19 protein-coding genes and 1 rRNA gene are annotated in these 16,480 nt (G+C 35.3%); 7 read left to right on the plus strand and 13 right to left on the minus strand.

Annotation, left to right across the window (positions count from 1 at the left end; genetic code table 11):
* Together ACQKP0_RS24165 and ACQKP0_RS24170 are read right to left on the minus strand one after the other, a co-directional pair.
* A 16S ribosomal RNA gene (locus ACQKP0_RS24165) occupies positions 1 to 86 on the minus strand; the annotation flags it as partial.
* A gap of 267 nt (positions 87 to 353) precedes the next feature.
* Positions 354 to 1,229 carry a nucleotidyltransferase-like protein gene (locus ACQKP0_RS24170; RefSeq protein WP_427408365.1) on the minus strand — a complete coding sequence of 292 codons (876 nt, stop codon included), beginning with the start codon at positions 1,227 to 1,229 and terminating at the stop codon, positions 354 to 356.
* Positions 1,230 to 1,559: 330 nt separating this feature from the next.
* On the opposite strand from ACQKP0_RS24170, the gene ACQKP0_RS24175 reads away from it, so the two are divergent.
* Entirely contained in the window at positions 1,560 to 1,916 is a 357-nt protein-coding gene (locus ACQKP0_RS24175) for a YgzB family protein (protein WP_427408366.1), read from the plus strand.
* Positions 1,917 to 1,956: 40 nt separating this feature from the next.
* Here ACQKP0_RS24175 and perR read toward each other — a convergent pair whose 3' ends face one another.
* The 5 genes from perR to ACQKP0_RS24200 form a co-directional block, all read right to left on the minus strand.
* On the minus strand, positions 1,957 to 2,400 hold the full coding sequence (gene perR / locus ACQKP0_RS24180) for a peroxide-responsive transcriptional repressor PerR (RefSeq protein ID WP_427408367.1): 444 nt from the start codon (positions 2,398 to 2,400) through the stop codon (positions 1,957 to 1,959).
* Positions 2,401 to 2,490: 90 nt separating this feature from the next.
* Complete coding sequence (locus ACQKP0_RS24185; RefSeq protein ID WP_427408368.1) at positions 2,491 to 3,042, minus strand: cob(I)yrinic acid a,c-diamide adenosyltransferase; 552 nt, start codon at positions 3,040 to 3,042, stop codon at positions 2,491 to 2,493.
* A gap of 1 nt (position 3,043) precedes the next feature.
* Entirely contained in the window at positions 3,044 to 3,994 is a 951-nt protein-coding gene (locus ACQKP0_RS24190) for a D-2-hydroxyacid dehydrogenase (protein ID WP_427408369.1), read from the minus strand.
* 357 nt (positions 3,995 to 4,351) lie between these two features.
* Positions 4,352 to 4,825: a thioredoxin-dependent thiol peroxidase gene (gene bcp / locus ACQKP0_RS24195; RefSeq protein WP_427408370.1), complete on the minus strand. Its 474-nt coding sequence runs from the start codon at positions 4,823 to 4,825 to the stop codon at positions 4,352 to 4,354.
* Positions 4,826 to 4,920: 95 nt separating this feature from the next.
* Positions 4,921 to 5,166, minus strand: coding sequence for a potassium channel family protein (locus ACQKP0_RS24200; RefSeq protein WP_427408371.1), 246 nt, complete (start codon positions 5,164 to 5,166; stop codon positions 4,921 to 4,923).
* A gap of 333 nt (positions 5,167 to 5,499) precedes the next feature.
* On the opposite strand from ACQKP0_RS24200, the gene ACQKP0_RS24205 reads away from it, so the two are divergent.
* The 5 genes from ACQKP0_RS24205 to ACQKP0_RS24225 all read left to right on the plus strand — a co-directional run bounded on the left by ACQKP0_RS24205 (position 5,500) and on the right by ACQKP0_RS24225 (position 10,585).
* On the plus strand, positions 5,500 to 6,786 hold the full coding sequence (locus tag ACQKP0_RS24205) for a glutamate-1-semialdehyde 2,1-aminomutase (RefSeq protein ID WP_427408372.1): 1,287 nt from the start codon (positions 5,500 to 5,502) through the stop codon (positions 6,784 to 6,786).
* A 414-nt stretch (positions 6,787 to 7,200) separates the two neighbouring features.
* Entirely contained in the window at positions 7,201 to 8,286 is a 1,086-nt protein-coding gene (locus tag ACQKP0_RS24210) for an FUSC family protein (protein ID WP_427408373.1), read from the plus strand.
* 383 nt (positions 8,287 to 8,669) lie between these two features.
* Positions 8,670 to 9,560 carry an AraC family transcriptional regulator gene (locus tag ACQKP0_RS24215; protein ID WP_427408374.1) on the plus strand — a complete coding sequence of 297 codons (891 nt, stop codon included), beginning with the start codon at positions 8,670 to 8,672 and terminating at the stop codon, positions 9,558 to 9,560.
* A gap of 198 nt (positions 9,561 to 9,758) precedes the next feature.
* A complete protein-coding gene (locus tag ACQKP0_RS24220; RefSeq protein WP_427408375.1) occupies positions 9,759 to 9,950 on the plus strand; it encodes a hypothetical protein in 192 nt (63 codons plus the stop codon).
* A complete protein-coding gene (locus ACQKP0_RS24225) occupies positions 9,950 to 10,585 on the plus strand; it encodes a hypothetical protein (RefSeq protein ID WP_427408376.1) in 636 nt (211 codons plus the stop codon). The genes ACQKP0_RS24220 and ACQKP0_RS24225 overlap by 1 nt, the downstream gene beginning before the upstream one ends.
* A 475-nt stretch (positions 10,586 to 11,060) precedes the next feature.
* Here ACQKP0_RS24225 and ACQKP0_RS24230 read toward each other — a convergent pair whose 3' ends face one another.
* From ACQKP0_RS24230 to fabL, 5 genes are all read right to left on the minus strand, one after another.
* A complete protein-coding gene (locus ACQKP0_RS24230) occupies positions 11,061 to 12,809 on the minus strand; it encodes an ABC transporter ATP-binding protein (RefSeq protein WP_427408377.1) in 1,749 nt (582 codons plus the stop codon).
* Positions 12,810 to 13,016: 207 nt separating this feature from the next.
* Positions 13,017 to 13,547 (minus strand): nucleoside tri-diphosphate phosphatase, encoded by a 531-nt coding sequence (gene ntdP / locus ACQKP0_RS24235; RefSeq protein ID WP_427408378.1) that lies wholly within the window; start codon positions 13,545 to 13,547, stop codon positions 13,017 to 13,019.
* Positions 13,548 to 13,652: 105 nt separating this feature from the next.
* The gene (locus ACQKP0_RS24240; RefSeq protein WP_427408379.1) at positions 13,653 to 13,919 is read right to left on the minus strand and encodes a YgaB family protein; all 267 of its coding nucleotides are present in this window, start codon (positions 13,917 to 13,919) and stop codon (positions 13,653 to 13,655) included.
* A gap of 201 nt (positions 13,920 to 14,120) precedes the next feature.
* Positions 14,121 to 14,336 carry a gamma-type small acid-soluble spore protein gene (locus ACQKP0_RS24245; protein WP_427408380.1) on the minus strand — a complete coding sequence of 72 codons (216 nt, stop codon included), beginning with the start codon at positions 14,334 to 14,336 and terminating at the stop codon, positions 14,121 to 14,123.
* Between the two features lie 102 nt (positions 14,337 to 14,438).
* Positions 14,439 to 15,188 carry an enoyl-[acyl-carrier-protein] reductase FabL gene (fabL, locus tag ACQKP0_RS24250; protein WP_427408381.1) on the minus strand — a complete coding sequence of 250 codons (750 nt, stop codon included), beginning with the start codon at positions 15,186 to 15,188 and terminating at the stop codon, positions 14,439 to 14,441.
* A 139-nt stretch (positions 15,189 to 15,327) separates the two neighbouring features.
* Here fabL and ACQKP0_RS24255 point away from each other — a divergent pair, with 139 nt between their 5' ends.
* Positions 15,328 to 15,504, plus strand: a complete 177-nt coding sequence (locus tag ACQKP0_RS24255) for a hypothetical protein (RefSeq protein WP_427408382.1) — start codon at positions 15,328 to 15,330, stop codon at positions 15,502 to 15,504.
* Position 15,505: 1 nt separating this feature from the next.
* Here the strand turns inward: ACQKP0_RS24255 and ACQKP0_RS24260 are convergent, their stop codons facing one another.
* On the minus strand, positions 15,506 to 16,411 hold the full coding sequence (locus tag ACQKP0_RS24260) for a LysR family transcriptional regulator (protein WP_427408383.1): 906 nt from the start codon (positions 16,409 to 16,411) through the stop codon (positions 15,506 to 15,508).
* Positions 16,412 to 16,480 lie beyond the last annotated feature (69 nt).

A 16,480-nucleotide genomic window follows, 5' to 3' on the forward strand; every position in this document is an offset into this window, starting at 1 on the left:
GCAAGCTCCCATCAGATTCGCTCGACTTGCATGTATTAGGCACGCCGCCAGCGTTCGTCCTGAGCCAGGATCAAACTCTCCAAAAAGATGTTTGAACGAATCAAAATCTTCGAATTTGATTTAGCTCATAAAAAGTTAATTAATTGACGTTTCGTTTTGTTCAGTTTTCAAAGATCAATTCCTCGCCGTTTTTTAACAGCGACTCTATTATCATATCAAGTTAATTGTTTTTTGTCAATAACTTTTTTTATATTTTTTCGTCACTACTGAAGTTCGTTTTTCAGCGTTGTTCAGCAGCGACGTTTATTAATATACCAAGTATTATTCTTTTCGTCAACACCTTTTTTAATATTTCACGATAATTTTTTTCTAACCATATAATGACGATGATAAATACTAGGACTTTTCGTTTCAATCTTAACTTCCTCGATAATGTTTTTATCAATTAAAAACTCTAAAAGGATTCCTAAATCAACACTATAATGTTCAAGATCAGGATTTGAAAGTAAGTCATTGATTGTCCATTCTTCTTGATCTTCCATAATCTCCAGTATATGTGAAGCACAGAAACGTGTTCTTGAGTGGATTAAAAACTCACTTGCCAAAAAGAGCAATTCGAGTCTTTTTTCAATCGATTCATCACTCGTAATTAATTCTTCATATAACTTAAATATTTCCGGCTCAATTTGCTTCACTTGATTCCAAACAGTGATTTCTGGATGAAAACCATTCTCTATAACAGCAAGTCGTGCAAGGTGATGGAGAGCATGAACGACATGGTTATAAGCATCTAAGTAGTGTTTATTATCAAAAAACACTTTCCCATCCATATATCTTCTTACAAGCTTTGCAAATTCTAAACCAATTTTTAATTTCCTCTTATAGAAAGGAAACTCTCTCAGTTCATTTTTCAAATTGGACATATACTCATTACGATCGAATAGGATTCTTCCCTGGGCAATCCATTCCACAATTTTACGATTAGAACCTAATAGAAGCCATTCCTTTAATTGGGCTTCACTTACAATATGAAGCGATGCTTTTTGATTTTCGTAAATATAATGTTTTAAAGAAACGGGAACTTCTAACTCTTTTACAATTATTAATAATACAGCATCAAATGTATCAGTAGCTGAACCTTCATTTTGCTTCTTTTCAATTAATAGTACAGCTAATGTGTTTGCTTGACTTGCTCTTTCCTGGTAAATAGGTCGAAGGATGTCCTCCATAATTTATTCCTCCAAAATATCTAGTAGAGATATTACTTCGACAATAATAATAAATTTCCTGCTAATTGAAAAGCTGTTTTTTCTGGGATTACATTAAAATTTCAAACTCTTAAAGTACATGTTCAAAAAGATCCGAGAAGTTCGAGGAAGTGTGAGGAAGTGCGAGAACCGAGTACCAGAGCGAATGCTTTTAATACGTGAGGAGCTAAAGTTGCATGCTGATGAAAAAATTCGACAACTATTTTTCCCGGACTTTTTTGAAAAACTTCTTATATAACCTTTTGTCCCAATTTATCGCTTTATGGTATATTACTTTTAGGAGGGAGCACCGTGGCAAAATATTCGAATAAAATAAATAAAATACGTACATTTGCGTTAAGTTTAATATTTGTTGGATTTATTATTATGTATTTTGGAATCTTTTTCAGAAAACATCCATTAGTCATGACAATATTTATGATTCTTGGTCTATTAAGTATCATTGCAAGCACTGTTGTTTATTTCTGGATAGGAATGCTATCAACGAAAGCGGTCCAAGTTGTTTGTCCAAACTGCAATAAACCGACAAAGCTTCTTGGTCGTGTTGATATGTGTATGCATTGTCGTGAGCCACTTACCTTAGATCGTAATCTAGAAGGTAAAGATTTTGATGAAAATTATAATCGAAAAAGTCAACAAAAGAATTAAAAAAAAGAATTGTTCGATGTTACATCGAACAATTCTTTTTTTAATGCACCTCGCGCTTACTGCATTCCGGACATGTTCCGTAAATTTCCATGCGATGATGACTTACCTTAAAGCCAGTGACATGTGATGCTAGTTGTTCCACCTCATCTAACCCTGGATAATGGAAGTCGACGATTTTCCCGCAACTTTCACAAATAATATGATAATGACTTGTTGTGACAAAATCGAATCGACTGGATGAATCCCCGTAAGTTAGTTCCTTCACGAGACCAACTTCACGAAATACACGTAGATTATTATATACGGTAGCCACACTCATATTCGGGAATCTTCCTTCAAGTGCTTTATAAATGTCATCAGCTGTTGGGTGTGACATTGATTGAATTAAATACTCCAGTATCGCATGACGTTGAGGTGTGATACGAACTCCAGTTTCTTTCAAAGTTTCAATAGCCTCTTTGATTTGATGTTCAGACACCGTCATGCACCTCTTTTCTAAAAAAATTTATTATTATTTTATAATGTTTATAATTAGTTTACTAATGTTCAAGCCTATTTGTCAATTAAATCAATGCTATAATCCTTGATGTAACGACATTTCTTGTTCACCTAAGCTGCTATTGATATAACGTGCTGAAACAAATAGCAAATCTGAAAGGCGATTTAGGTAAGCTAACACAAGTGGATTTACATTCTCAATTGCAACCGCACATCTTTCAGCTCTTCTTACAACTGTACGAGCACAATGTAATGCTGCACCCGCAGGATGTCCTCCTGGCAAAATGAAGTTTTTAAGCGGATCTAATTTAGCATCCCATGTATCAATCGTTTGTTCCAACTCTTTAATATCCTCATCTTTTATCTTCCATTTTACTTCTTTCCCCTCTGGTGTAGAGAGTTCGGCCCCCACATGAAAAAGTGCTGTTTGGATCTTGTGAAAAAACGTATTGATTTCTTCTTTATTGTCAAACGAGGAATTTTTCAAATAGCTCAAAGCAAGCCCTATCATCGAATTTGCTTCATCACAAGTACCGTATGCTTCAACTCGTATATCATTTTTAGCGATACGTTGTCCATAGACAAGGGATGTCGTTCCTTTATCACCAGATTTGGTGTAGATTCGCATCTTAGTATCCCCTTTCAAGATCAATAACATTTATAAAACGTTCTTTGTTATTAGTATATGTATGTAAATTTATTCGAAATATATCCAAGGCCCTAGGCAAATAATTTTTTGTTGTACTTGAGATATGAGGTGTGATGGATACATTCTCCATACTCCAGAAAGGATGATTCTCCGGTAATGGTTCAACTTGGAAGACATCCAAATATGCATGGGCAATCTCTTTATTTTTTAAAGCGTCCATTAAAATTTCCTCTTCGACAACATCACCACGACCAATATTGATAAATACGGCCGTTTCCTTCATCTGTTCAAAATGGCTTCTTTTAAAATAGTGAATGGTTTTCTTTGTACTTGGTAAAATCGAAACAATGAAATCTGCTTTATCAAGTACTGCTGAAATATTTTCTAATGTAACCATTTTATCAAAATTCTCGAGAGATCCGCCACTAGTATTGACACCTATTACATTCATTCCAAAAGCTTTTGCAAGCCTCGCAATTTCCTGACCGATTGCTCCAGCACCAACAATCATCATCGTCTTGTTATGGAGTTCGTTCAAAGGAGTGCTTTTATCCCAAACTTTACTGCGATTGTTTTTCCAAAGTCTTTGAAAGCTTTTCGCATAATCAAGAATTAATCCAATTGTGAATTCTGCCATCGGTATTTTGTGTATTCCTCTAGCATTCGTGACTAGGATGTTTTTTTCTTTAATGGCTTTAAAAGGCATTCTTTCTAGACCAGCTGAAGTGACCATAATCCATTTTAATTTTTCCGCTTGATAAATATGTTCATCGTCCAAGTCTTCTCCATAGGTAACAATGACTTCCGTATTTTTCATATCTTCTTTTGCAAGCTCAGCATTTTGAAAATAATGAAACTGAATATCTGGATAACTTGAATTTAAATCTGCTTTCATTTCAAAAGGAGGTTCAAATGTAAACACAATTTTCATAACATCCATCCTCGGAATTTTTACTTTAATCTTATCATATCCTCAGTATTAGTTTACTTGGATGCTTAAATATTCCGAAAAGGGGAAATCCTTGGGCTCAATTGTCTAGACGATGAAGCTCAAATAAAAAAAGGGACCGAGGTTAATCGGTCCGAAAGATTATCTGAGGAGGTATGCCCTAATATAAGGTATGTATTTTTGTTCTTTTTGAGTGGACAATAGCCGCTATTGTAAAAAAATAGGCCAAATTTATTGAAGTTTTTCTTTAATAAGGCACTTTTTACATTTCTCCGCTTTTTGAACATCTTATAATAACTACTTTCACATTGTTAAAATCGGCATTAAGATTTTAACTAATTATTCCAAACCATTCTTTATAAAAGTAAGTGCTTCCTCAACATGACCAGCTACTTTTACTTTTCTCCATTCTTTTACAAGCTTTCCGTCCTTACTAATAACGAAAGTGGATCGTTCAATTCCCATATATTCTTTACCAAAATTCTTCTTTAACTTCCAAACATCATATTCTTCCGCGACCTTGTGATCACTATCAACTAATAATAGAAATGGAAGGCCATGCTTTTCAATAAACTTTTGATGACGGGCAAGAGGATCCGGACTAATCCCTAAAATAACCGTATCTAATTCTGCTAAACTTTCATATTGATCACGAAAATCACATGCCTCTGTTGTACAACCTGGTGTCATATCCTTTGGATAGAAATATAGAACGATATGCTTATCTCCTTTAAAATCGGACAATTTTACGATTTCTCCGTTACTTGCTTCTAGTGCAAAATCTGGTGCCATATCTCCAACTTGAACTGTCATGACATTTCCTCCTTAAATTTTCCCACCAAGGACTCAAACTACAAGTCCATCTTTTTCACAAGGATATCCAATATCAATTTTTATCGCAAATAATATTATTTTTTCAATTCATTATTTTGTTCATAATCAATTACAGATTTAACGACAAATGCAGCTGGAATGGTATATCCGATTAAAGCTTCAACTACAACAAGAATTCTTCCAATTCCTATTGGGACGATATCTCCATACCCTACTGAAAATAAAGTTATCGCACTTAAATACATTGATGAATTTAGTTTATCAAAATAACTTCCTGTGAACAGAGATCCTTGTTCAACAATTACGTGAAATCCTTTCATCTCTAACAACATAAATAAGAGTCCAAAACCAATCATAATGACACTATAGGTAAAACCTAAAAAAAGAAAATTTTCAAAGGATACGAGTTTGTTTTTTAATTTTGAAGGAAAAAAAAGCGTTCTTAAACTCATGAATATACATATGATTACAGCTAACATGAGTGAATAAATCATAAACTGTCTCCTCAATTTTATTTTCATAAATATGCTTGTCATTCTATTCTACTCATACTTAATCCATTGTATGAAAAACAATATTAGAAAAAGCCTAATTGGACACATAATCATTTCGGTACTACAATATTAGAGAGGTTTATACTAGGAGGAAATCAAATGAATTTTTCTAATTCCAATCATTTACATAAGGAAGCATTAGAGCATATCGTTGGCGGAGTGAATAGTCCTTCTCGCTCTTATAAAGCTGTTGGCGGAGGATCACCTGTTGCAATGAAACGTGCACAAGGTGCTTATTTCTGGGATATGGATGATAATCGCTATATTGATTATCTTGCAGCGTACGGACCGATTATAACTGGTCATGCTCACCCGCATATAACTAAAGCTATTACAAAGGCAGCTGAAAATGGAGTATTGTACGGAACTCCTACTCCGTTTGAAGTTGATTTTGCAAAGATGCTGAAAGAAGCGATGCCATCACTTGAAAAAGTACGATTTATGAATTCAGGTACAGAGGCTGTCATGACAACAATTCGTGTAGCTCGTGCTTATACTGGCCGTGATAAAATCATTAAATTCGAAGGTTGTTATCATGGACATTCCGACCTTGTCCTTGTAGCTGCAGGATCAGGTCCTTCACAGTTAGGGATGCCAGATTCAGCGGGAGTACCGAAAAGTATCGCAAATGAGGTAATCACTGTCCCATTTAATGACATCGAGCCTTTTAAAGAAGCTTTAGATAAATGGGGAAATGAGGTTGCTGCTGTTTTAGTAGAACCTATCGTTGGTAACTTTGGTATCGTTGAGCCTCATCCTGGATTTTTAGAGCAAGTGAATGAGCTTACACATAATTCCGGAGCCCTTGTTATTTATGATGAAGTGATCACTGCTTTCCGTTTTATGTATGGGGGAGCACAAAATTTATTAGGCGTCACTCCAGATTTAACAGCAATGGGAAAAATTATTGGAGGCGGACTGCCGATTGGTGCTTACGGTGGACGCCGTGATATTATGGAAAAAGTCGCACCACTTGGACCTGCTTATCAAGCGGGAACTCATGCGGGAAATCCGGCATCGATTTTATCTGGAATTGCTTGTTTAGAGGTATTAAAAGAAGAAGGAGTTTATGATCATTTAGATCGTTTAGGAGCACAACTTGAAACCGGGATTTTAAATGCTGCTGCTAAATACAATACTCCGATTACAGTCAATCGCTTAAAAGGTGCGTTAACTATTTATTTCACAACAGAAAAAGTAGAGAACTATAAGCAAGCAGAAGCTACCGATGGTGAAATGTTTGCTAGATTCTTTAAACTAATGTTAGAACAAGGAATCAATCTTGCCCCTTCAAAATACGAGGCATGGTTTATTACAACTGCCCACACAGAAAAAGACATCGAAGAAACCATTCAAGCTGTTGAACATGCTTTTTCAAAACTATAAGATTAGATCAAAAGCGGAAGCGCCTTGCTCATCGACGTACAGGGAAAATTGGCAGTAAAATTTTCCTTGGAGGGACTTCGACTGAGATAAAGGAAACACGATGAGCCCTAAAGGGCGAATCAATGTTGACTTATCGTAGGGAGGAGTCCTGAAGCACGATAGGCGCTGGAGCTAGACGTAGACCGTTCATATAATATACTTATATAACTACCACTAACTGGCTAAACTTTCTGCTAGTTAGTGGTTTTTTCTTCGCGAATATTCTTCGAATCGCCTTCATACAAATAAATAACTAAAATCTTATAAATTTTTCTTGATATTCTTTTGCTGACATTGTATATTACTGACTTAGCGTTAATATGTTATATATATTATTAATATAAGGATTATTTCGAGAAAGGATACAAAGTATTTATGAAGCTAGGAGCCCGCATTTTCAAAACGGGAATTGCAATTGTTTTAGCATTATATATCGCAAAAATACTAGGAATGCCTTCGCCTGTTTTTGCAGGAATTGCTGCTATTTTTGCTATCAAACCGACTATATACCGGTCTTATTTATCGATTGTTGAACAGGTTCAAGGTAATTTAATTGGTGCGGTTATAGCAGTTATCTTCGGTTTAATATTTGAAAACAGCTATATTCTTGTTGGACTGGCTGCACTTATTGCAATCATCATTATGTTAAAGCTCAAACTGGAAAATAGTATTAGTTTAGCTCTTGTTACACTAATTGTTATATTAGAATCACCAGATCCTGATTTTCTCCATTTTGCCTGGATTCGTTTCTCGACCATTTTAATCGGGATTCTATCAGCATTTATTGTTAATTTAATTTTCTTACCGCCAAAATATGAAACAAAGCTTTTTTATCGGATGTCACATCTTACCGAAGATATTTTTACGCTCATTCGATTAGTATCTAGACATTCATCAGAGCATCAATTAATGAAAAAAGAAATTGATAAAATAAGTGAACGTTTAACGAAGGTAAATCAATTTTATACTTTATTTAACGAGGAGAGACGTTATTTCAAAAAAAGCAGCCCAGAAAAGAAACGAAAAACGGTTATCTACAGACAAATGGTTTCCACTTCACAGGATTGCTTTGATATTTTGAAATTACTTCATCGTTATGAAAATGATCTCATGCAATTACCTGAAACCTTTCAAGTTCAAATACAAGAACGTTTGGATTTCTTAGTGAATGAGCATCAAAAATTATTATTCCAATTTTTAGGGAAGATTCTTCACAACGATTTAGATGCTGAAGAAAAAGTGGATCCACAGCAGGTTGAATTATTAAATCTCTTTTTAGAAAAAATGAATGATGAAAGCTTTAGAGGAGATTTCCAAGCTTATCATCTAATGCGACTTTTATCAGCAATGGTCGATTATCAAGAGCAATTAAAGCATCTCGCTATATTAATTGACAGCTTTAAAAATTTCCACAAGGACGCCAATGAGATATCTATAAAAGAAGAAGATGAAGTATTATAGTAAAAAGGCGGTCCAAAAGTTTTGGTAAAGGGTTCTGTTTTAGGGTGCAAAACGTTAAATTAATACAAGAAATGGCATAAGAATTGACTATGCCATTTTTCTTTTTATATAAAGGCTTTTTTTACTTTTTACAGAGAATTTGACAGCCTAAGTGACATAGTTATTTTATAGGACAATGATTGTTGTACGCTAAAAAATAGTTGCCAATTAACATGTCAAATGAACAGTCAATTTCACTGACATTTTGATGTTAAATCATAAAAATTACCTAAGCTTATTCAACAAAGTAGTATTGTGGAAGTTAATCCTACAAAATGGTGCACAAAATGTCGGATGAATACATTCAACTCCTGTTATTCTATTGATGAAAGGAGGTCATCTAAATGGATTTGCTTAAGAACATGAATGCTGCTATGAAGTATATCGAGGAAAACCTTACTAACGAAATAGACTTCAAGATGGTGGCAAGGTTAGCTCATTGCTCCGAATATCATTTTAAAAGAATGTTTTCTTTCCTTGCAGGAATTACGTTATCAGAATACATTCGCCGTAGACGTCTTAGTTTAGCAGCATTTGAGCTTCATAATAGTAACAAAAAAATTATTGATGTTGCGATTAAATATGGATACAATTCTCCGGACTCTTTTACTAGAGCTTTTCAAAATTTACATGGTATAACACCGTCAGTAGCAAGAAACAATGGTCAGCAATTAAAAGCCTATCCACTGATGACCTTTCAATTATCAATTAAGGGAGGAAATGAAATGAATTATCGAATCGAACAAAAAGAGGCATTTAACATAGTTGGTATCATGAAAAGAGTTCCAATTATTTTTAAAGGAGAAAACCCGGAAATTACCGCAATGTGGAAATCTTTGACTATGGAAAAAATAGATCAATTAAAAAAGCTCTCTAATGTTGAACCTAAAGGGATGATTCAAGCATCTACAAACTTTTCCGAAGGACGCATGGAGGAAAAAGGAGAGCTTGATCAGTATATAGGAGTAGCAACAACACAAGAATGCCCTAAAAACTTTTCAAAACTTGAAGTCCCTGCTTTAACTTGGGCGATATTTGAATCAACTGGACCTTTCCCTAGTACGCTACAGGAAACTTGGGGAAGGATTTATTCTGAATGGTTTCCATCTTCCAACTATCAAGTAACAGAAGGACCTGAAATCTTGTCGACTAAAAGTAAAGATTTAACTTCACCATCAGTAAAAAGCGAAATTTGGATTCCGGTTTTGAAAAATAAATTAAATTTTAATTACTGAGCTGTCTCCGCAGCTCTTTTTTATTCTTACCAAATGGAATGATTGTGAATTTATAAACTAAACTTAAACTATCAGGTGCATTCCTTAAAAAAAGGATGCTTTTTTCTTATTGAGGTAAAGGGCAGTTTAGTTGAAAAAGAAGGGGAATAGACTTTTCTAATCGAAATTATGAATGTAATAATGTTTGGAGGGATAATTTTGGGTTTAGGTGATTTGTTATTTCAATTTGTTTTTGAAGGTGAAAAAGAAAATATAATTTTAAGTTCTTTTACGAATCCTTCAACCACTGTTAAAAATAACTATTATAATTTTCCAACTCCTGTTTGGAGAGATGCTATGTGCAATTTAATAAATAAGATTGTTATAACAGCTATCTTGGAGGAGAATTGATGAAACGATTAATCATGGTATTACTATTAGTTGGTTTGATTGTTGGAGGATTCGTTCTAAATAGTGAGAAGGGAACACTCACCTTACATGATCCAAAAATGGCGGCTGCCATACAAACCATCGCCCGCGATAAAGTAAGCGTGCTTCAAACGAACAAACTTGGTGACAAATCAGCGATCGCCTTCTTTAGCGTCAAAAGTGAAAAATACGGAGAGATGTACGGATTTGCATTGCTAGAGAAAAAATGGAACGGGAAGTATCGGATTCCACCCATCACAGAAAAAAACGATTGGATGGTCCAGTGGGGGACAAATGATCTGACAGCAAGTGTCATCGAAACAAAAGATGGTTTAAGTGAAATCCTATACGGAAAACGAATCAATGATTTATACGGGAATGTACCCATTGCAAGCGTCGTGTTACAAGCACAACAATTTTCCGTCACCAAACAAAAACATGTTACATCACACATCAAAACAACCGTTTCCGTACCAAAGAACAAAGACGCTTTCTTCATCGCTAAACCAGTCCCAAAAGACCTGTCACTACCATACTACAAAGGAGACAGAGCCAATCAAATCGGTTTAACGTTTAAGTTATTCGATGAAAGCGGTAAAGAAATCAACGTAAGGTAAGAACTGGTTTAGTTCTACCTTATTTGATCACTAAATGGAGGTAGGAAATTTAAAGTGATTTAACTTCTTCAACTAACGGGTGCTTGAGTTGAACAAGACATTTGTATTTTTTGCAGTCAAAAAGACTATATAAACCAGGAAATGGCTTGCCAAGACTGATGTCATTTAGCAAGCCATTTTTATTGTCATTTATATGATATACCTCTCAAAACGGAACCCTTTAAAGTATTGGGCAGCCATTTTTTAGAAAGGTAAAAAAGCATAAAATTCACTAAGGATATTAGGCATAAAAAGTGTCTGCTGTGCCTAGCGCAAACAGCCGTCGGCTAGCGGATTTCTCCGTCTTCTCCCTACGATAAGTCAACATCGGGTGAAATTTGAAGTGCCAATTTCACTACCTCGCCGTGACTCCTTTATCTCAGTCGAAGACTACGAAATCCGTACACTAGAGCTGCAGCGCTTGCGCTTTTATTATTTAAGAATCCAGCTTTTGAACTTGAAAAAGATTATAATAATGCCCTTTTTTACTCATCAATTCCTCATGAGTTCCTATCTCAGCAATCTTGCCATGCTCAATTAATACGATCCTATCTGCATGAGTGATAGTCGAAAGCCTGTGAGCAACGATAAAGGTTGTGCGATCTTTTGCTAATTTTTCCAGTGCTTCTTGAATTAAATGTTCGCTTTCTAAATCAAGTGCAGAGGTTGCTTCGTCCAAAATTAATATAGGTGGGTTTTTTAAAAATACGCGAGCAATTGCAATTCTTTGTTTTTGTCCACCTGAAAGCTTAACGCCTCTTTCTCCCACCTTCGTATCATATCCATCTATAAGATTCATAATAAACTCATGGGCGTTAGCTGCTTTTGCCGCTGCTATTACCTCAGCATCAGTAGCATCTGGTTTTCCAAGGAGGATATTTAATTTTACCGACTCACTAAATAAAATATTATCCTGTAAAACCATCCCGATCTTATCACGCAGACTTCTTACTTTAAAATTCCTAATATCCTTTCCATCAAACAGGATTTCTCCTCCGGTCACATCATAAAACCTTGGAATCAAGCTGACCAAGGATGATTTACCTCCACCGCTCATCCCGACTAAGGCAATCGTTTCACCTGCACGAACGTCCAAATTAATATCATTTAACACGATAGATTCGTTTTCATTATATGAGAAATTGACATGATTGAATGTAATATTCCCTATAACTTCCTTACATTCAATGGCATTAGGTGCATCATCTATATCATATTTTTGATCTAATAGCTCAAATACCCGATCCATCGAAGCAATGGATTGTGTTAATGTTGTTCCTGAATTCACTAACCTTCGTAAAGGACTATATAATCGATCTATATAAGCAATAAACGCTGCCATCGTTCCAATTGATAAATTCCCATGAATCGCTTGATAGCCTGCAAATCCAATTACAATTAGCGGTGCTATATCGGTTATTGTATTGACCACCGAAAACGCCTTCGCTGTCCAACTTGTATGCTGTAATGCTTTATCTAAAAAGTTTCTATTATGCACACGAAATCGCTGCTGCTCATGGTCTTCGATGGCAAAGCTTTTGATAACCGGCATTCCCTGCACACGTTCATGCAAATATCCTTGAACTTCCGCTAAGGCTTGAGAACGGACACGAGTAAATTTGCGTAAATTCCCGAAAAAGTATTTTACTGATATTGCGTATAAAGGAAAAACAAGTAGAGAAACAAACGTTAGTGGAACATCCATCGTAAACATAATCGAAACAGCAATTAAAATCGTTGCTGCATCAAGCCATACATTCATAAGGCCAGTCATGACAAAATCCTTCGTCTGTTCTACATCGTTAATGACTCGTGAAATAACCTCCCCCGCTCTCGTATTCGAATAATATTTAAAACTAAGCTTCTGTAAATGAGTGAATAATCGATCACGAATATCGTATAAAATTTTACTTGAAGTCCATTGAGCAAAATATTGACGATAATATTCAATAGGCGGTCTCAATATAATAAATACTCCAAGCATAATCGACATCGTCGTAATTAGTTTAGAGGTCTTTTCATCCGCAGTTAAATTACCATTTGTAACAACACCATCGATGACATATTTTATTAAAAGCGGTATAAGCAATGGTATAGCAAATTTAATTAATCCGATAATTAACGTTCCAATGATTTGAAAGGTATATGGTTTTACAAATTTCATGTATCTTTTAATACTGCCCAAATTCTTTCCTCCTACCTAAGGCCTTAGCTGCACTCTCATATTATCTACAAAGAAATTAGAACAAATGCGAAAGCGTCTTGATCAGCCCCCAAGCAAATAATCTATCACTAAGAAAGTCCTAAAGTCGACTTTTCTGCTTCAGGTTATTTGACGCAATGAAAAAACCTGTGGCTTCTGCTGCCCACAGGTACTCAATAATTTAGAGCTTCATCTCCGATATGTTAAATAACGTTCATACCATATATCGATAAAATCAGGGGAAAAGGGGCCTTTTCTCTGCCTGATCCACTTTACAAGGTTGTCTACATTTCGTTTTAAAATATGATCTATGACATCTGGATAACCCATTTTCTTTCTATGGTATTCATACTCATCCTCGTCTAAAAGCGTATAAGTCATATCTGGAAAAACTTTAATATCCAAATCATAATCGATATATTTCAATGCTTCTTTGTCATATACAAATGGAGATCCTAGATTACAATAATAATAAATACCATCTTCCCTGATCATCCCAATGATATTAAACCAATGATCCGCGTGAAAATAGCATATTGCCGGCTCTCGGGTAATCCAAGTTCGACCGTCAGACTCAGTTACAACCGTTCGATCATTCCCACCAATTACGAGAGATTTCGTACCTTTTAAGACAGTCGTCTCTTCCCATATTCGATGTATGTAGCCGTTATGTTTATAACTTTGTATTTGTATCGTATCACCTTCAATGGGAATACCCATACCTTTTTTCCCTTCTTTCCTATGTAATCCGTGCTCTATCCAAAATAGAATTTTTTACTATTATAACGTTTTTTGTGAAAATTTAAAACAAAAAGAGCCCTACTACTACGTAAGAGCTCCCTCTGTAGATACTTTAAACTCTTGATATTGACGAATAACATCATCTGTTTGTGATTCAAATATTTTATGAATTTTATTTAATTCTTTTTTCATTTGAGAGATTTCACTTTTCAAACTCTCTAATTTTTCCTTCTCTTGATGCTCTATTAGCTCTTGTTCTAATTCCTGGCAGCGTTCTATTTCCGTTTGTAAATTAAGCATTTGCTCCATGGTCTGCATCTGACCTTGAATCAATTCATTAAACTGTTTCATTTTTACACCTTCTTCGCTTCTATCATATATCTCATATAGGTATATTCGTTCTTTAAAGAAAAATTCCTTTGACTAGTTCTGTCACTTTCGATATGGTTTTGTCGAATAGAAAAGAGGATTTTTTTTAGATTATATCTGGATAGTAAAGCTACATAACAAAAGGGCATCCGATAAAATCAGATGCCCTCATTTTTAATTTATTTATTGTCCAGCGTTTTGCGATTTGCGAGATTCAGCTTGTTGGTTTTGTTTTTTTACTTGCTGCACATTTGTTTCACTACCGAACTCAGTTCCGAATTGTCCTTGTCCAGCAGCACCTTGTGCACCTTGCATACCTTGTGCAGATTGTGCGTTTTGTTGTCTTACTTCATTTACATTAGTTCCAGCTTGTGATGTTTTGTTAGTTTGCTTTGCCATTGTTATCACCTCCACGCTCATTAATGTAACCAAACATGGAGGGAGTTATGCTAATTTTTATATAGAAAAAATTGTCTTATGGATTATGTTGGAATTCCTATTTTACACTAACAAAGAGCGACCACCATCTACAATGATGGTTTGCCCTCTAATCATAAATGAATCGTCAGATACTAAAAACTTTATTACTTTCACCATATCTTCAATTTCCACCATACGTCCTGCTGGTGTGTGAAGACGAGCATCCTCCAGCAATTCCTCACGATTCGGAAAATGCTTTAATGCTTCTGTATCAATTGCTCCACCTGAAACCGCGTTAACTACAATATTTTTAGGTGCAAGCTCCACAGATAAATATCTTGTTAACGCTTCAACAGCTGCCTTTGAAACACCGACAGTTGTATAATTTTTTAAATAGCGGATCGATCCAAGTGAGCTAAGGCTGACAATTTTCCCGCCGCCGCTTTCTTCCATTAATTTAGCCGCTTCTTGGGCGCAGAACAGTAATGCTTTACTATTTATATTCATTGTCCAATCCCAATGAGATTCTTCAAGCTCCATTATAGGACGAAGTACACCTGAGGCAGCATTATTAATAAATACATCCAGACGACCAAAGTTGATTCGAATTTCTTCAAACATTTTTTTTACTTTTGAAACGTCCCCGACATTCGCTTTTACAAGCAATGCCTTTCTACCAAGCTTCTCAATTTCCTCTACTGTTTCAAGTGCAGCTGATTTACTGCGTGCATAATTTATAACAATATCATATCCTTCTTTGGCTAATGCAATCGCGGTTGCTTTACCAACACCACGGCTGCTTCCAGTAACTAAAGCAACTTTATTTGTCATAGCTATCACCTTCCTTTAATTTCATTCTCTATTTTATCGGTAAAATGAATAACAAACAACGTTTGTCTAAAAACTAAGAATTATTAAAGCTTTTTTCTAAAATATTAAGTTTAATATTAACAATAAGGAGGCCCTAACGATGACAATCGTAAGAGATATGACAGAATTATCAATGATGTCCATTACTGATTGGACTAATACCGAAATTAAGCATTTCCACTACAGCTTTCAACAAATTCTTCCTTATTTAAATGCAGAAGGTCAAACCATTTATAAAGATATTGTTGAAGAAATAGAAAGACGGAGCAGTCACTAGACTACATTTGAAAACGGTAAAGACGATCATAAAAAGATTTTAAAAATTGATATAGGAGCTTTTCCGACGGGGCCAGCTCCCTTTTTTTAGGAGTAATCACTCCCACCGAGCGGACAAATGATGGATCACTTATTTCCTTTGTCCTAACATCCTTTGGTAAATTATAAGAAAAAGCAAGCTCTGGTAAAATAGCAATTCCTACTCCCGCAGCAACAAGCCCCTTAATCGTATCCATATCTTCCCCTTCAAAAGCAATAATCGGCTGGAATCCTGATTGATGGCATGCTTTCTCAATCGTTTCCCTAATAAAGAAACCCGAACGGAAAGTAACAAACCTTTCCTCCTTAAGCTGCCCAATCCTAATGACTGGTTCTGAGCATAGATAATGATTTTCTGGAAGCAAAACAAGCATTTTCTCTGTAAAAAATATATCCCCTTTTACTACAGGATGATCACTTGTCACTGGTGCCACAAAGGCTATATCGATATCCCCTCTTTCGATTTGCTTGATCAAATATGGGGTAGTTCCTTGATGAAAATGAACATGTAAGTTAGGATGATTTTCTCTAAATTGAGAAAACATCATCGAAAAAGTACTTACAGATAGACCTGTTGAAAATCCTAGGTGAATAATTCCTGCCTCTGGATTTAAATATTCTTCTACTTTTTCTTTCGCTTTATCAAGCTCAATGACGACTCTCTCAGCATGCTCTAAAAATATCTTTCCTATATGTGTAAGCCTTACATTCCGGCCTTCTCGAATAAAAAGTGATGTACCTAATTCAGCTTCTAATAATGAAATTTGGCGGCTTATCGCTGACTGAGCAACATGTAAGTTTTCAGCGGCTTTAGTTACATGCTCCCGCTTTGCTACTTCGATAAAATAAATAATTTGGCGTAATTCCATTAAAAATCCCACCAATCTAATTTTGAGATTAATTCATTCTTAACTATATATTGTATAGATGAATTGTTT

Origin of the sequence: Heyndrickxia sp. NPDC080065, assembly GCF_050281185.1 — a bacterium.
GTDB lineage: Bacteria > Bacillota > Bacilli > Bacillales > Bacillaceae_C > Heyndrickxia.